14 protein-coding genes are annotated in these 16624 nt (G+C 42.9%); 12 read left to right on the top strand and 2 right to left on the bottom strand.

Annotated features, from left to right (window positions below):
* Positions 1 to 13: 13 nt before the first annotated feature.
* Positions 14 to 307, bottom strand: a complete 294-nt coding sequence (locus tag HJG39_RS03020; protein ID WP_268406660.1) for a DUF6170 family protein — start codon at positions 305 to 307, stop codon at positions 14 to 16.
* 137 nt (positions 308 to 444) lie between these two features.
* Positions 445 to 2061, bottom strand: a complete 1617-nt coding sequence (locus HJG39_RS03015) for a peptide MFS transporter (protein ID WP_268406657.1) — start codon at positions 2059 to 2061, stop codon at positions 445 to 447.
* Positions 2062 to 2421: 360 nt separating this feature from the next.
* Here HJG39_RS03015 and HJG39_RS03010 point away from each other — a divergent pair, with 360 nt between their 5' ends.
* The 12 genes from HJG39_RS03010 (at position 2422) to gspG (ending at position 16623) form a co-directional block, all read left to right on the top strand.
* Positions 2422 to 5109, top strand: coding sequence for an SLBB domain-containing protein (locus tag HJG39_RS03010; RefSeq protein WP_268406654.1), 2688 nt, complete (start codon positions 2422 to 2424; stop codon positions 5107 to 5109).
* A gap of 24 nt (positions 5110 to 5133) precedes the next feature.
* Complete coding sequence (gene wecB / locus HJG39_RS03005) at positions 5134 to 6261, top strand: non-hydrolyzing UDP-N-acetylglucosamine 2-epimerase (protein ID WP_326849238.1); 1128 nt, start codon at positions 5134 to 5136, stop codon at positions 6259 to 6261.
* Positions 6262 to 6279: 18 nt separating this feature from the next.
* Positions 6280 to 7545 carry a UDP-N-acetyl-D-mannosamine dehydrogenase gene (gene wecC / locus HJG39_RS03000; protein ID WP_268406648.1) on the top strand — a complete coding sequence of 422 codons (1266 nt, stop codon included), beginning with the start codon at positions 6280 to 6282 and terminating at the stop codon, positions 7543 to 7545.
* Complete coding sequence (locus HJG39_RS02995; RefSeq protein ID WP_268406646.1) at positions 7545 to 8663, top strand: glycosyltransferase family 4 protein; 1119 nt, start codon at positions 7545 to 7547, stop codon at positions 8661 to 8663. The genes wecC and HJG39_RS02995 overlap by 1 nt, the downstream gene beginning before the upstream one ends.
* 25 nt (positions 8664 to 8688) lie before the next feature.
* Positions 8689 to 9294: a sugar transferase gene (locus tag HJG39_RS02990; RefSeq protein WP_268406645.1), complete on the top strand. Its 606-nt coding sequence runs from the start codon at positions 8689 to 8691 to the stop codon at positions 9292 to 9294.
* Between the two features lie 66 nt (positions 9295 to 9360).
* The gene (locus tag HJG39_RS02985) at positions 9361 to 10515 is read left to right on the top strand and encodes a glycosyltransferase (protein ID WP_268406643.1); all 1155 of its coding nucleotides are present in this window, start codon (positions 9361 to 9363) and stop codon (positions 10513 to 10515) included.
* Position 10516: 1 nt separating this feature from the next.
* Positions 10517 to 11758: a lipopolysaccharide biosynthesis protein gene (locus HJG39_RS02980; RefSeq protein ID WP_268406641.1), complete on the top strand. Its 1242-nt coding sequence runs from the start codon at positions 10517 to 10519 to the stop codon at positions 11756 to 11758.
* A gap of 111 nt (positions 11759 to 11869) precedes the next feature.
* Complete coding sequence (locus HJG39_RS02975; RefSeq protein ID WP_268406640.1) at positions 11870 to 13180, top strand: nucleotide sugar dehydrogenase; 1311 nt, start codon at positions 11870 to 11872, stop codon at positions 13178 to 13180.
* 1 nt (position 13181) lies between these two features.
* Complete coding sequence (locus tag HJG39_RS02970; RefSeq protein WP_268406637.1) at positions 13182 to 14147, top strand: Gfo/Idh/MocA family oxidoreductase; 966 nt, start codon at positions 13182 to 13184, stop codon at positions 14145 to 14147.
* 140 nt (positions 14148 to 14287) lie between these two features.
* A complete protein-coding gene (locus HJG39_RS02965) occupies positions 14288 to 14866 on the top strand; it encodes an acyltransferase (protein WP_268406634.1) in 579 nt (192 codons plus the stop codon).
* Positions 14866 to 15978: a DegT/DnrJ/EryC1/StrS family aminotransferase gene (locus HJG39_RS02960; RefSeq protein WP_268406631.1), complete on the top strand. Its 1113-nt coding sequence runs from the start codon at positions 14866 to 14868 to the stop codon at positions 15976 to 15978. The genes HJG39_RS02965 and HJG39_RS02960 overlap by 1 nt, the downstream gene beginning before the upstream one ends.
* 180 nt (positions 15979 to 16158) lie before the next feature.
* The gene (gene gspG, locus HJG39_RS02955; protein ID WP_268406629.1) at positions 16159 to 16623 is read left to right on the top strand and encodes a type II secretion system major pseudopilin GspG; all 465 of its coding nucleotides are present in this window, start codon (positions 16159 to 16161) and stop codon (positions 16621 to 16623) included.
* Position 16624: the final 1 nt, after the last annotated feature.

Raw genomic sequence — 16624 nt, 5'->3', positions numbered from 1 at the left:
ATTTTCCTTTTGTTTACTTGTTAGAGCTTTCCTTTAGATATTTGGAAATGATGGTTAGGTGAATTGGTCGCAATATTAATGGGAAAAGCAATAGTGCGACAATCACCCCAACGATAACAGTCACTAAGGCAAACTGCCCAGTCAATAAAACAAAGATACAAGTAAAAATGAAGAGCTTGAGTAAATTCAAAAATAGCTTTTCAGGCAGAGTGAGTTTTTGCTGAGCCGTCGCAATAGCCGCTAGCCTCTCTTGCAGCGGTAAATCTTGTAAACCGGGTAATTGTCTTGCTGTTAAATAAAGCTTCATATTCTCTTATATCTATGCCCATCACAGAAACAAAGTCAGTATAACGCATGTCATCGATTAGGGACTTTCTAAGTGTGGTCGTTACTATATAAAAAAGCCTGCGCTAGGCAGGCTTTAGGTAATGTACGCTAGACGGTCTATTTTACACCATGCATACCCTTTTTCAGTATGGGGGAAATAGCAATCATAAAGATACCCACACCGATACCGACATACATCAAGAATTGGAATAGTTCAGTGTAAGTAGAAATAATAGAGGCAATATCTCCTGTATCCGCTGATGCCGTATCAATAGCAGCCATCTTACCAAGTCGCATTGCGACGGTTTCCGCTAGAGCCGTGGCAAGGAACCAAGTACCCATTGCCATGCCAACAACGCGATGCACAGCAAGCTTAGTTACCGCAGATAGGCCAACAGGCGATAAGCAAAGCTCACCAGTTGTATGCAATAAGTAAGCGAGTACGAGCCACCACATACTTATTTGTCCTGCTTCATTTGGGTATTGAACGCCCACCACTAATGCACCGAAACCAAGACCTACTTGAATAATACCTAAGCCAAATTTTACCGGTGTATTGGGGTTTAATTTGAATTTCTCTAGCCATACCCACAGTGCGGCGATAGGAAGCGAAAGCATCATGATAAAGCCTGCATTCAAGCTACCAAACTGCGATGCGGTAATCTCGAAGCCATTAAACTCGCGGTCTACTACGCGGTCTGCGTAGAGGGTCATGGAGCCTGCACTTTGTTCAAACAGTGCCCAAAAAATAATGGTAGAAGCGATGAGAATGACCAATACGATCATCCTGTGGAATTCTTCACGTGTGCCTTTTAATAGTGAATAAGCTAATAAACCAATGCCTGCTATAACCAGAAGAGTTTGTTGTGCCATGAAGACGAAAGGTTCGTGTTGAACCATCAACCAAATCACAGATAAACTGGCAATAGATGCAAGGTAGATCAGGTGTTCTTTCTTGATGAAGCCGCCGACCTTTTCTTCTAATACTTCAGGGTTAGTAGGTTCCGCTAAACCGTGTAGGTATTTTTGGCCTCGGATAAACGTAACCAAACCAACTAACATACCAATCCCAGCAGCGCCAAATCCGTATCCCCAGCCGTAAGTTTCGCCTAAGTAACCACAGATTATGGTTGCAAAGAAAGAACCCACATTGATTCCCATGTAGAAAATGGTGAAACCAGAGTCACGGCGAGGGTCGCCTTCTGGATATAATTGACCAACAATTGTTGAGATGTTTGGTTTTAAGAAGCCTACGCCCGTTACAATAAGCGCTAACGCGAAATAGAAAACGTTTAGCGCGGCTACATCTTGGATTTTGATAGTTTCTTGAAGTTGTGTACCAGCGGCAAGCACAGAACCGTCAGTTAAGGTAATGGCCGACTGGAGAATCGTTCCTGCATCGTATTGGATAGCTTGGTGGCCTTCGTATGCCATCAATAAGTGGCCTAAGCAGAGTAAAATGCCTCCAAACAGTACGGCTTTTCTCATACCTAGGTATCTGTCGGCTAACACGCCGCCAATAACGGGGAGGGCATAAACTAACCCAGCATAAGAACCTAAAATTTCTAAACCCGCTCCGTCACTGAAAAGGTGGTACTTTGTGAGGTAAAGGAGGAGCAAATACTTCATTCCGTAGAAGGAAAAACGTTCCCACAACTCTGTAGCGAAGCAGACATAGAGTCCCTTCGGATGTCCGAACAAATTATCGGAACTATTAACGCTAATAGCGGTCATAAATCGGCCTCAAAGGTGATGGATTTTGTGTAGCTTTATTCTTTTTATTATTAAGGCATGAGCTAAAGGTGGCTCGATAAGTTCGCCTTAAAAAGTACACGTCATTTTTACATAAAGGAGTGGTTATACCGAGCACGTCAGGCAAAAGCAAGTTTAAACGGCGAAGTTAAGGTTAATCACGACAGCCTGAAAGCTTTACGAATTGGCTGTATTTTGCCCCTCAAATGGATTCTGTATAAAAATTTGGGCGACTATTGTCGGTGCAATAAATAGCGTGATGTTGTAGAATCACGGCCCTTTGTAAGTAGTAGAAAAGAATTACACGTGTTCAGTAATTTAAACAAGCGAGTTTTACTGGAAATGAAAATAAAAATTGGTTTAGCACTTAGTTTATTCATCTTGATGTTCACTGCATCTCCTGTGATGGCTCAACAAGGGTTCCAGCCTTCAGATGAGCAACTTGAGTTGTTTAAACGATTGTCTCCTGAACAGCAAGCCGAGCTTGCAGATAAATATGGGTTTGATCTTGCTGAATTGGGTCTTTCCAAAAAAAACAGTGAGCCGGGTGAAGATTCTTCATCTCCTTTCGTGTTGCCGCGTCCAAATGGCAAAAAGAAAAAGTCATCTGATGAAGAGTATGACGAAGAAGAGGAAGGCAAAAATGATGAGGAAGAAGATGAACTCAAGCCTTTTGGGTATGACCTTTTTGCTGGACAACCTACTACTTTCTCTCCGTTAGCTAAAGCCCCTGTACCTGCCAATTATATTATCGGTTTAGGGGACATGCTGCTGGTCACGCTTTATGGCAAAGAGAGCCAAGAATATGAGCTGGAAGTTAACCGTCAAGGACAAGTCGTCGTTCCGGGCCTCGCACCTATTAACGTTGCTGGTTTAAGCTACTCAGAAGCAAAATCCTACATAAAAAGCCGCATTGAAGAACAAAATATCGGGGTAACTGCACATATCGCTTTTGGTGAGTTAGGGGCTATCCAAATTTTTGTATTAGGTGACGCATATACGCCGGGCACCTATACCGTGAGTTCATTGTCTACCATCACCCACGCTTTATTTGCGAGTGGTGGTATTAAAGAAAATGGATCGTTAAGAAAAATTCAACTGAAGCGCTCAGGTAAAGTTATCAAAGAGTTGGATCTATATGATCTGCTGCTTCGTGGCGATACTAAAGACGATGTAATTCTGCAATCCGGTGACGTTGTGTTTATTCCTTCCGTTGGTAAGCAGATTCGTGTTGACGGTGGTGTTAATAGACCTGCTATTTATGAAGTTCTACCGGATGAAACCTTTGATGATTTACTCAGTATGGTTGGTGGTGTTTCCAATGAAGCCTACGTCAATAAAGTCAGTGTTTATCGTTTCAAAAATGGCACTAAGTTGATTCAAAATCTTAACCTTAATGAGATAGATGCTAAGCGTATTTCTGTGGCTAATATTGCCGAAGTTAAAGTCCCTCTTTCTGCGGATCGCCTGCAAGATGCTATTCAGGTATTAGGTGAAGTGTCTCGTCCCGGTTTTTATGAGTGGTATCAGGGAGTGACATTATCTACCTTGATTGAATCAGAAGTGAGCTTTTTCACTGAGCACTCGGACATTAATTATGGGCTAGTGATTCGTCAATCCAAAGGAAATGTTGAAGCACTTCAGTTTAGTCCGGCAAAGTTACTTCATGGTGAGCATGCGGATATTACCTTATCACCTAACGATAAACTGTTTGTTTTCTCTACGAATACTAAATCCAAACAGCTATTAAGCTTTGAGGAGCTTGCGGGAGAAAAACCTAAATTAGACCTGATCAAGAGTCATGTTGAACAAGACGTTGAAAATCAGTTTTTCTGGGATTTATACGCAAATTTACAAGAGGACGAAGAAGAAAAAACTGAAAAAGAGGAAGTTGAACAGGACCTACCCTCAATCTTTGAATTAGAGAACCAAAGCTTCTCCGAGTTAATCAACAAATACCAAATTTATAAATGGGATGCGAGCTCAAGACACTATCTTCTTTGGCCTGCCTACAAATTAGTGTTGGATGCAAACCGCATCGGCAACTCGTTACCATTAGTTGAAGTAACCGGTAATGTACGTTATCCGGGAACCTATCCTCTAAGTGCTGGTGGAACATTGGAAAGTGCCCTTGATGCAGCAGGTGGTGTGACAGATCTTGCTTCTCCTATCATTAAAGTTTCAAGAGAAACGGAGAGTGGCGTTGAGCAGTTCGATGTTCACGTTAGCATGGCAGAGGACTTTAAGGTCTCAGGTAAAGATAAAATATCGGTATTTACCAAGCCTGAAGCAAATGACTTCGCACAGGTCCAAATTAAAGGTGAAGTGCGTTTCCCGGGCACCTACACAGTGAAACGAGGCGAGTCGCTTTCTAGCTTAATCAAAAAAGCGGGTGGTCTAACAGAATACGCGCACGCTGAAGGGGCAATTTTCACGCGAGAATCCCTAAAACTGAAAGAAAAAGAAAACTTACTTAGCTTAGCGGATGATTTGCGTAAGCAGGTGGCTGCCAAGCGACTCAGTAATAATGTGACTGATAGCACCAATACCGACTATCAAGAATTGCAAAAAGTGTTAAAAGACCTAACCGATACGAAAGCGGTTGGCCGTATGGTCATTGATTTGCCTACCTTATTAGGGGGTGACTCAGATGCCGATGTAGAATTGATCCGAGGTGACACTTTAACAATTCCACCACGTTCACAGACAGTTTCAGTAGTTGGTGAAGTCTTCTTGCCTACATCGCATCGTTTTGAACCTGGATTGAGCATTGAGGATTATCTTGGTCGAAGCGGTGGTATTAAGCATCTTGGTGATGAAGAAAGCGTTTTCGTTATCCAAGCTAATGGCTCGGTTATTCGCCCTGAACAAGGTTTCTGGTTTAGTTCAGAAAGCTCTTCTTTGAAACCCGGTGATACTATCGTCGTACCGCTAGATTCAGCGCCAATTGATAACTTAACCTTGTGGTCATCGGTGACTCAGATCTTGTATCAATCGGGTGTTGCTCTTGCTGCGATCAGCTCGTTGTAATCTGGTTAGGAGCGACGCGTAGTGTTGAAGGTATTGACCGTATTTGGAACACGGCCGGAAGCTATTAAAATGGCGATGGTCGTGAAGGCGCTGGAAGCATCGCCAAACATAACGTCGAAAGTGTGTGTTACAGCTCAGCATCGAGAGATGTTAGATCAAGTGCTTGAGTTGTTTAAAATTGCACCTAACTATGACCTCGACATCATGACTAAACAGCAAGATTTATCTGATGTTACGTCACGTATTTTACTTGGGATGCGTGACATTCTTGAGGCGGAAAAGCCGGATGTCGTTTTAGTACATGGTGATACAACTACCACGTTTGCTACCAGTTTGGCGTGCTATTACGCCAAAGTAAAAGTGGGACATGTGGAAGCCGGGTTAAGAACAGGAAATATTTATTCTCCTTGGCCTGAAGAAGCAAATAGAAAGCTTACAGGGGCTCTCGCCCAACTGCATTTCGCCCCAACTGAAACAGCAAAGCAGAACTTGTTACGTGAAGGTGTGAGTGACGATGTGATTTGGGTGACAGGAAACACGGTAATTGATTCGTTGCTTGAAGTCAGTCACTTGGTTAAGCACGATGAAGACTTGCGTCACGACTTGGTCGAAGGCTTCAAGCAAGCGTTTGGTTTTCAACCCGAACGAGAATTTGTGTTGATTACCGGTCATAGACGAGAAAGCTTTGGCTCGGGATTTGAAAACATTTGCTCAGCAATAGCAGAGCTGGCTGATAAATACCCCAATATTGATTTTATCTATCCAGTGCACTTGAATCCTAATGTACAAGAACCTGTTCGCAGGGTGCTGTCTGACCGTGAAAATGTGAAGTTGATCAAACCTCAGGATTATCTCCCTTTTGTTTATTTAATGAATAACTGTAAGGTGATTTTGACTGATTCGGGTGGAATCCAAGAAGAAGCACCGTCGTTAGGGAAACCTGTCCTCGTAATGCGAGATACAACCGAACGCCCAGAAGCGGTTGATGCTGGAACGGTTAAATTGGTTGGTACGGATAAAAAGCAGATCATTGATCAGTTATCGCTACTGCTCGATGATGCGAGTTGTTATGCCAAGATGGCAGAGTCTCATAACCCTTATGGTGACGGTAAAAGCGCACAACGTATCGCAGACATAATAAGTTCATTATAAAGTTTAGGTAGTAAGCAATTGTTTAATAAAATATCTGTCGTTGGGTTGGGATACATTGGCTTGCCGACGGCAGCCATGTTCGCTTCTCACGAGAAAGCAGTCCTTGGTATTGATGTTAATGAAAACGCTGTCAATACTATCAATGCAGGGCAAATTCACATCATTGAGCCTGATTTAGACATTGTTGTTAGAGAATCAGTCGAAAAAGGGTTTCTTCGAGCCAGCAGTACTCCTGAGCCAGCAGATGCTTTCCTTATCGCGGTTCCCACGCCCTTTAAAGCAGACAAGCAACCCGATTTAAGTTACATCGAAGCCGCTTGCAAAGCGATAGCTCCGGTTTTAGAAAAAGGCAACGTGCTGGTATTAGAGTCGACCTCACCTGTAGGTGCAACCAAGCAAATGGCCTATTGGATCGCAGAAATGCGGCCTGATCTCGCTCTACCTGATTCGGTTAACTCCACAGAGCATGATATTTTTATTGCGCACTGTCCTGAAAGAGTGCTGCCGGGCCATGTAATGCGAGAATTAGTGGAAAATGATCGTGTGATTGGAGGGATGTCTCGTCTTTGTGCAGAAAAAGCAAGGTCTCTTTATCAAATTTTTGTTAAAGGTGAATGCGTTCTTACTGATACCGATACGGCTGAAATGGCCAAGCTAACAGAGAATGCGTTTAGGGACACCAATATTGCTTTTGCCAATGAACTGTCGATTATTTGTGACGAATTGAATATTGATGTGTGGGAGCTGATTAGCATTGCGAATCGTCACCCTCGGGTGAATATTCTGCAACCCGGTCCCGGAGTAGGTGGGCATTGCATCGCGGTTGACCCTTGGTTTATCGTTTCAAAAACACCGGAACTGGCACGACTCATCACCACAGCAAGAGAAGTGAATTCCCATAAGCCAGAATGGACCATCAATAAAATAAGAGCATCACTTCAACAAAAAGCGATCGACTTACAAGTACCACCCAATCAAGTGAAAATCGCATTTCTTGGTGCGGCCTTCAAAGCGAATATCGATGATTTAAGGGAAAGTCCGGCTCTTGATATTATTAAAGCGTTTTCCTCGGACTTAGACTCTGTCATGGTTGTGGAACCTAATATTGACTCTATTCAAGGTGTGGAAAAGTTGGCCGACACTAAGTTGGTAAGTTTAGAAAAAGCCATAGAAACAGCGGACATTTTGGTTTTGCTTGTCGAGCATAAAGAGTTCATCGCTGTGCCTGTAGAGCGGCTCATTGATAAAACGGTTTTAGACTTTAAAGGTGTTTGGAGAAAATAGTGGGCAGCGTGAAGCATATTTGTCATGTGACGACCGTTCATGCTCGTTACGATACGCGTGTTTTTGTTAAACAGTGTGCTTCTCTTGCTAAAGCTGGATTTAAAGTCACCTTAGTTGTCGCGGACGGCAAAGGTGATGAGGTTTGCCAAGGTGTTGAGATTCGAGATATTGGTAAACCCACTGGAAGATTCGCCAGAATCACCAAAATGGCAGTTCTAGCCAAAAATACGGCGTTATCGTTAAAGGCTGACATATACCAACTGCACGATCCTGAGTTAACCCCTTATTTTTTCATTCCCGCGCTTCGAGGACGTAAGGTTGTCTTCGATATTCATGAAGATCTCCAAGGCCAGATTTTCCGAAAGTATTGGTTGCCTAAATGGGCGGCTTATTTATTGCTTCCTTTTGTGAAGGTTTGGGAGTGGTTATGCGCTCGCCTATTTGAAGCATTGATAAGCGTTACGCCGAAATTAGTTAATCGATATTTGACTTATACTGAGAATGTTACAGAAGTGCGCAATTATCCGCTTGCTAGTGAATTTTCCAGTGCGGATTTAAGTGATTATTGTCAGCGTCCGAAAAGCATTTTTTATGTTGGTGGCATTACTTTGGATCGCGGCATAAAAACCATGTTAGATGCGTTACAGCGCTTGCCAGATGTTCGTCTTAACTTAGCCGGGCGGTTTAGTAATGGTGAATTAGAGGGATTCTGCCAGTCGCATCCTTCTTGGGCTCAGGTCGATTATCATGGATGGTGTTCACGGGATGATGTAGCAGCATTGGCGCAAAAAAGTCGAATTGGCATTGTTGTGTTAAGTGCAACAGGGGATTACGAAGACGCGTTACCCGTAAAAATGTTCGAATACATGGCGTCAGGTTTGCCCGTTATTTGTAGTGATTTTCCGCTTTGGAAAAGTATTGTTGATGAAGCCCAATGTGGATTTTATATTGCCCCAGAAAATGCCAAGGCGCTAGCGGACAAGATTCAAACGTTAATGAGCGAAGAAGACACAGCGAAAAGCATGGGTGACAATGGTCGTAGGGCAGTTTCTGAAAAGTTTGAATGGCATGTTGAGTTTAATGAACTTAAAGCCCTTTACGAACGTCTTTTGAATTAGCCATTGGGCATCTGTGGAGGTACTTTTGTACGCGAATCTTATCAAAAGCTTACTGGACCGAGTGCTTGCAATAGTGCTGCTCGTCTGTCTGAGCTGGGCGTTTATTCTTGCCGCAATAGTGCTGATGTTCAGCCTCAAAGGAAACCCTTTTTTTGTACAACAACGCCCAGGATTAAAGGGGAAGCCCTTTAATTTGATCAAATTCAGGACCATGAATAATCTTACCAACGAAGTGGGGGAGCTTTTGCCCGACAATGTCAGGCTAACCTCAGCCGGTAAAATCATTAGGAGCCTGAGCATCGATGAATTGCCGCAACTTCTCAATGTCATCAAAGGCGAGATGTCTTTTATTGGACCAAGACCTTTACTCATGGAATACCTTCCTTTGTATTCTGAGACAGAACGCCATCGCCATGATGTGAAGCCTGGTATTACGGGGTGGGCACAGGTTAATGGTCGAAATAGTTTAGCTTGGAAGCAGAAGTTTAAGTTGGATTTGTATTACGTTCAGAATGTTTCTTTTCGTTTTGACGTGAAAATCGCGTTGCTCACAATATTGAAAGTATTGAAGCGTGAAGGTGTAAATGCATCATCTCAAGTCACGATGGAAAAATACAATGGCTCAAACTAGCATGCTGATGGGATTTTTTGACTCTCCTTTTTCTCATATTTGTCACCGTCAATAAGGATATTTTCAGTGAAGGTACTCTTTGTTCCTTTCAACTATAAGAACCACTATTTCCCTATGGCAGGAGTGTTTGTTGAGGAGCAAATAAAAGCGCTGCAACAAAAAGCTGTTGATGTAAGAGTCTTGAACGTTGTCGCAATCCCACTGCCGAAAGCCATAAAAATGGGAGTAAGGGCGCTAGGTTATCAGAGCCGCACCGAAAACGGTGTTGCCATTATCCAGTATTTGTTCCCTGCGATTCCGAAGTTACCCAAATTGACTCAATGGTTACGTGAAGTTATCCAAAAAAGGCTGGCCAAGCGCTTATTAAAAACGTGGCAGCCCGATGTTTGTCATGTACACATGTTTCCCGGAGGGGGCGTTGCTCGTTGGCTCAAACAAGCTAAACGCATTCCGTATGTAGTGACCGAGCATCTATCAGGCTTCGCAGAAGAGCGATATGATAAAGGACAGTTACAAGTCGCGAAGCAATGCTATCAGGATGCATCGGAGCGTATTGCTGTGAGTCAGCATTTAGCAAACACACTACACCGTTCGTTTCAGCTGTCGTTTCAAGTCTTACCTAATTGTGTTGATACCGCGTTTTTTGTACCTCAACAAGCCGCCGTCACTGGCAATATCAAACGGCTGATTAACATAGGTCGTATGGTGGAAGTTAAGAATCAACTTGGGTTACTTCATGCTTTTGCTGAAGCTAATTTACCTCAAGAGGTGACACTTACCCTCATTGGTGATGGTCCTTTAAAAACGAATATAGAGGATAAAATTCAGGAGCTTGGGTTGATACATAGGGTGCAGTTGCTAGGGCAACTGAATAAAACACAAATACGGGATCAATTGGCGGCTCATGATGCCTTTGTCTTGTCTAGCCATTATGAAACGTTTGGTGTGGTACTCATTGAAGCCATGAGCATGGGGTTGCCTGTGTTATCGACGCCATGCCAAGGTGCCTCAGAAATTATTACGGATGCGCGTGTTGGTTTCATATGTGACGATAAACATAAATTAGCTGAAAGTTTATGTCGGTTTGTCTCGCTATCTTTTGAGTCAAATGTGATTCGTCAGCACGTGTTAACGCATTACTCTTATGACCATGTGTCTGATGAATTGGTTTCGCTCTATCAAGCCTCATATCATCGCTCTCAGATAAACGGTGCCCTGTAATATGGCGGCTTTGAAAGGTTCTGTGAGTCTATTGTCATCGGTTGTTAAGCTGGCATCAGGCAACGTGGCCGCGCAGATAATTCCGTTTGTTGCACTGCCTTTTCTGGCTCGACTCTATTCGCCGCAAGACTTTGGTCATCTCGCTTTTTTTATGGCGTTGTGCACATTCCTTTCTATATTAATGGCGTTGCGTTTTGATGTCGCGCTTGTTTCTGTATCTGAAGCGAAACAAAAAATGGCGTTATTAAGCGCAGGTCGAAGAATGGCAATCTTTCTTGCGTGTTGTATTTTCATCATTCTTTCAATCGCGCTTTTGGCCGGCATCGTAAATCAGCATTATGGCTGGTTTTTGCCTGTCTCGGCGTTAGCACTTGCAATACACAATTTGCATGTCGGTTGGTTAAATGCCAACGAGCACTATTCTGCGATTTCCGGTTTTCTCGTTTTAAGGGCGTTGCTTTGGGTTGGCATTGCAGGGGCATGGCCTTTCGTTTTACCTGAAGTTGAGTTGGGGATTGTTTATGCGTTCGCAGCGTCTTATATCCTTGTTAGTGTTATAGAGTATTGCTTTATAGCCGTCTTAACCTCTGCTACAGCGTTGGAAAAAGTGAGCGTTATTCAGGTTGTTAAAGCATTTAAAGACTTCCCCAAATTTAATCTTCCCCATGCTTTGTTAAGTAATGTGAATGCATCTGCACCGGCTTATGTGTTGCAGTTTTTTGGATTAACACAAATTCTTGGGCAATTTTCCCAGACCAATCGATTGATCATGACTCCGTGGCATATGGTGTCAAATGCCCTATATCGCGTTTTATATCAACATTGTGCAAAAACACTCCAAAGTGAACACCCAAATTTGTCGAAAGTAGGGAAACTGTGGGGGGGGTATAGCGCTGTGGCGATTGTCTTCTATTTCATTCTGTATTTTATCGCTACGCCGCTATTTATATTGGTTTTGGGTGAACAATGGCGAGAGGCAGGGCGCGTTGCACAAATTATGATGCCTTGGTTTGCGTTAAGAACGATAACAGGGGTTTTGGCTTTTATGCCCATTCTTCGAGAAAAACAGCATATCGCGCTGATTTTTGAAATGTTTTATACCGGTGCAATGATTGCCTCATTGGGTCTTGGGGCAGTGCTATATGATGGATTAACGGCTTTGAGCTGGTTTAGTTGGGTTGGGACATTTTTTGTTCTCATCCAGTTAAGTTGGTATCTGGGCTTAATAAAGAGTAAACCATAGTCTTGGAACTTTGCCATGTTAGTGGAATAACCTGTTTTGTCTTGGTGGTGGTTGTATTAGAATTGCGCGGCTATTTGGCGGCTTCAGATAAAAGAATTAGGAAATTTTTAAATGGGTAATTCAGTAGAGTTAATTAGTAAGTTAAAAAAGCGTGATGCGACCATTGGCATCATTGGATTGGGTTATGTTGGTTTGCCGCTGGTATTACGCTTTTCATCTATTGGTTACAAAGTGATTGGCATTGATGTTGATGAGAAAAAAGTCAGTGCGTTAACGAATGGCGAAAGTTATATCGAACATATCGCTTCCAAGGACATTCAAGTTGCTAGAGACACAGGCTTCTATTCCTCCACGGATTTTTCCGAAGCCAGTGCGTGTGATGCGCTCATCATTTGTGTTCCAACGCCTTTAAACAAATACCGTGAACCAGACTTAGGCTTTGTGATTGGCACGGTTGAGTCTTTACAGCCGCATTTACGTAAAGGGCAAGTGTTGTCTCTGGAAAGCACAACATATCCGGGGACGACCGAGGAAGAAATTGTGCCACGTTGTGAAGCTCAGGGCTTTGTCGTTGGTGACGACATTTTTGTGGTTTATTCTCCAGAAAGAGAAGACCCAGGCAACGCGCATTTCTCTACGGCCACAATTCCTAAAATTTGCGGTGGTCACACAAAACATTGTTTGGATGTTGGCTTAGCGCTTTATGATCAAGCGGTTAATCATGTTGTTCCGGTTTCTTCAACTAAAGCCGCAGAAATGACCAAGTTGCTAGAAAACATCCATAGAGCGGTTAATATCGGTTTAGTTAATGAAATGAAGATTGTGTCTGACAAAATGGGCATCGACATTCACGAAGTGATAACCGCAGCGGCTACTAAGCCATTTGGGTTTACGCCATACTACCCCGGGCCAGGATTAGGGGGGCACTGTATTCCAATTGACCCATTCTATTTAACTTGGAAAGCCAGAGAATATGGTTTGCATACACGTTTTATTGAGCTTTCCGGTGAGATTAATCAGGCCATGCCCCAATGGGTTGTGACCAAAATAATGGACGGCTTAAACGACAATGGCGTTGCGTTGCGAGGCGCCAAAGTATTAGTGCTTGGCATTGCTTACAAAAAGAATGTAGACGACATGAGAGAGTCGCCGTCTGTTGAGATTATGGAAATGCTCAAAGAGAAAGGGGCTCATCTTGCGTATAGCGATCCACATGTGCCAGTGTTCCCGAAAATGCGGCAACATGAATTTGATTTAAGCAGTGTTGAGCTAACACCGGAAAACCTAGCGAGTTACGATGTTGTCTTGGTTGCAACCGACCATGACCGTTTTGATTATTCCTTGATTCAACAACATGCCAAACTAATTGTTGATACTCGCGGTAAGTATTTGAAAAATTTTGAAAATGTAGTGAAAGCGTAGAATGACTAGGAAAAACTTTGCAATTGTTGGTGCGTCCGGTTACATCGCGCCACGACACATGAAAGCAATTAAAGAGCTGGATCATAATCTGGCGGTTGCTTACGATCCTAATGACTCAGTGGGCATCATTGATAGTATTTCGCCTGATACTATGTTTTTCACTGAATTTGAACTTTATGAAGATCATTGTTGGCGACTTAAGCGCAATTCTGCAGCGAGTTTAGATTATGTAGCAGTGTGTTCACCTAACTACCTTCATCATTCGCATATTGTTTCGGCAATGCGTTTTGGGGCGGATGTCATCAGTGAGAAGCCACTTGTCACAACGATTGAAGATTTAGATGATTTAAAGCGTGTAGAAGATGAAACCGGAAAACGCGTGTATAACATCCTTCAATTGCGTTGCCATGATTCAATTAAAGCACTCAGAAAAGAATTAGCGCCTGAAAACAAAGCCGGTAAAAAGCACGAAGTTGAATTGACCTATATTACTTCCCGTGGGCGCTGGTATTTAGGAAGCTGGAAAGGTGATTTAAGACGGTCGGGCGGCCTTGCAACTAATATTGGTGTGCACTTCTTCGATATGCTGCACCACCTCTTTGGAGCGCTTCAAGAGAACCAACTACACTACCAAACGGCAACAAAAAGTGCAGGATACTTAGAGTATGAAAATGCTCGGGTAAAGTGGTTCTTGTCTATTGATTCTGACGACTTGCCAGCTGAAGCTAAGCAAAAGCAGACGACCTATCGTTCCATTACTGTGGGTGGAAAAGAAATTGAGTTTTCCGGTGGTTTCACCGATCTGCATACAGTGAGCTATAACGAAATTTTGCAAGGGCGAGGTTATGGAATAGAAGATGCCCGAACCTGTATTCAAGCTGTGGAAAATATTCGCAATGCAGTTCCTAATATTAACGATGAAAGTTTTGTTCATCCTTTCTTAATGGCATTGCTAAATAATAATTAAGCGCGTGAAAGTGTGAGAAAAGGGGCTGGTTCAGCCCTTTTTTCTTAGAAACGAAGTTACGATAAAAGGCTTTATCGCTGAGTGTTAATTCCTAGCCTTGGTCGCTTAGCGATGAAGTGCTACTACCCCCAGAGAACGTCATGTCTGTATATATTCATTCTTCCGCCATTGTTGATGAAGGCGCTCAAATAGGCGAGGGTTCTCGCATTTGGCATTTTGTACATATTTGTGGAGGCGCTCGCATTGGCGAGTCTTGCTCTTTTGGTCAAAATGTCTTCGTCGGGAATAACGTTAAAATAGGCAATCGCTGTAAAATTCAGAACAACGTTTCTGTTTATGACAATGTGTTCCTAGAAGACGATGTCTTTTGTGGTCCAAGCATGGTATTCACCAATGTATACAACCCTCGTTCTTCTATCGAAAGAAAAAGCGAATATCGCGACACATTAGTCAAGCGCGGGGCAACGTTAGGGGCAAATTGCACTATCGTGTGCGGTGTGACCATTGGTCAGTATGCATTTGTAGGTGCGGGCGCTGTCATTAACAAAGATGTAAAAGACTATGCCTTGATGGTGGGGGTACCTGCAAAGCAAATTGGTTGGATGAGTGAATATGGTGAGCAATTGGATTTGCCTGTTACAGGTCACGAATTAGAAGCGGTGTGCCCTCATAGTGGCGATGTGTATTACTTAAAAAATGATGAATTGGTAAAAGCATAATGGAATTTATCGACTTAAAAACTCAGTATCAACAAAATAAGCTAGACATCGATAAGCGTATTCAAACGGTACTTGATCATGGCAAATTCATTATGGGACCTGAAGTTGCTGAGCTAGAGAAAAAACTAGCTGATTATGTCGGCACCGAATTTTGTGCGGGCGTTGCGAATGGTACAGATGCCTTACAGCTGGCATTAATGGCTCTGAATATTGGAAAAGGTGATGTGGTTATCACCACGACATTTAGCTTTTTTGCTACTGCTGAGGTTATCAGTTTAGTTGGCGCTACTCCCGTTTTTGTTGATATTTGCCCAACTACTTACAACATGTCGGCGGAGTCATTAAAGCAGGCAATCACTCAACTAAAGCAAGAAGGGATCAAACCGAAAGCATTAATTGCAGTGGATTTATTTGGCCTTCCAGCGGATTACACACACATTGAAACCATAGCCAAAGAAAACGACATTTTTGTTATTGAAGATGCAGCCCAAGGTTTTGGCGGGCAAATTGACAACAGAAAAGCCTGTAGTTTTGGTGATATTGCAACAACGAGTTTTTTCCCAGCGAAGCCATTAGGTTGTTATGGTGATGGTGGCGCTGTTTTTAGTAATAATGCTGCGTTGATGGAAATAGTTGAGTCGTTGCGTGTACATGGAAAAGGAAATGATAAGTACGATAATGTGCGTATTGGTATGAACAGTCGGCTAGATACCATCCAAGCAGCTATTCTTTTGCAGAAGCTACGCATCTTCGATAATGAAGTTGTCGCTAAACAAGCGTTGGCTGAAAGTTATTCTGCACAATTATCTGAGCGGTTTATCGTGCCACATGTTCCTGAGAATATGAAAAGTAGTTGGGCGCAATATTGCCTCATTCCAAAAATGGGTAACCGTCAGCAGTATATGAACGCATTAAAAGAAAAAGGCGTTCCAAGTGCCATTTATTACGGCAAACCTCTTCATAGTCAAAGTGCATATGAAGGCTTGCAGCATTATGTGGACTTATCGGTTTCGGAGCGTATTTCCGCGTCTATTTTTAGCTTGCCCATGCACGCCTATATGAGCGAAGAAGAAAGGCAGCAGGTTGTAGATACCTTGCTTAACGCCAGTTAACCCAAGTCGCGAAGATAAGCCAAAATGTAAGTTGGGCGTTGCATATAACAACGAAGGACGGTTTAAACTTAGCTGTTCTACACCAGAAGATGTGGAGGTAAATTGCGGCGCAAATCTTCTATTTCTCTCTGTGTTTTTATGTAATACACTCCGCTCGCTCAGCTTATCTTCAGATTATTTATGCATTCTATGTCACAATTCAGTGAGCATATCCGTGATGATGTTCTAAATGGAGTAGAAAATTTGAAAACGAACAAGAAAAACCAAGGTTTCAGTTTGATTGAGCTTTTGGTGGTAATGGTAATTTTGGGCTTATTAGCCTCATTAGTTGGCCCAGCAATGTTTGGAAAAGTTGATTCTTCTCGTGTTAAAACGGCGCAAACACAAATCCAAATGTTAGGTACGGCATTGGATACTTTTCGTTTAGATACCGGGGATTACCCAGATAGACTCAGTGAGCTACGGGTTTCTGAACGCAGAGGATGGGATGGCCCATATCTTCCAAAAGATGTGCCGCTGGATCCATGGGGCAATGAATATACCTACCAAAAGCCGGGTGAAAATGGCCAAGAATACACCTTAAAGTCGTTTGGTAAAGATGGTAAGCCAGGTGGTGAAGACGACTCTGCCGACGTAACTAATTAAG

The organism is Alteromonas sp. a30 (assembly GCF_026788005.1).
Lineage (GTDB): Bacteria > Pseudomonadota > Gammaproteobacteria > Enterobacterales > Alteromonadaceae > Paraneptunicella.
Note: the sequence above shows the minus strand (reverse complement) of the source record. Positions and strands in the feature narration are given on the sequence as shown.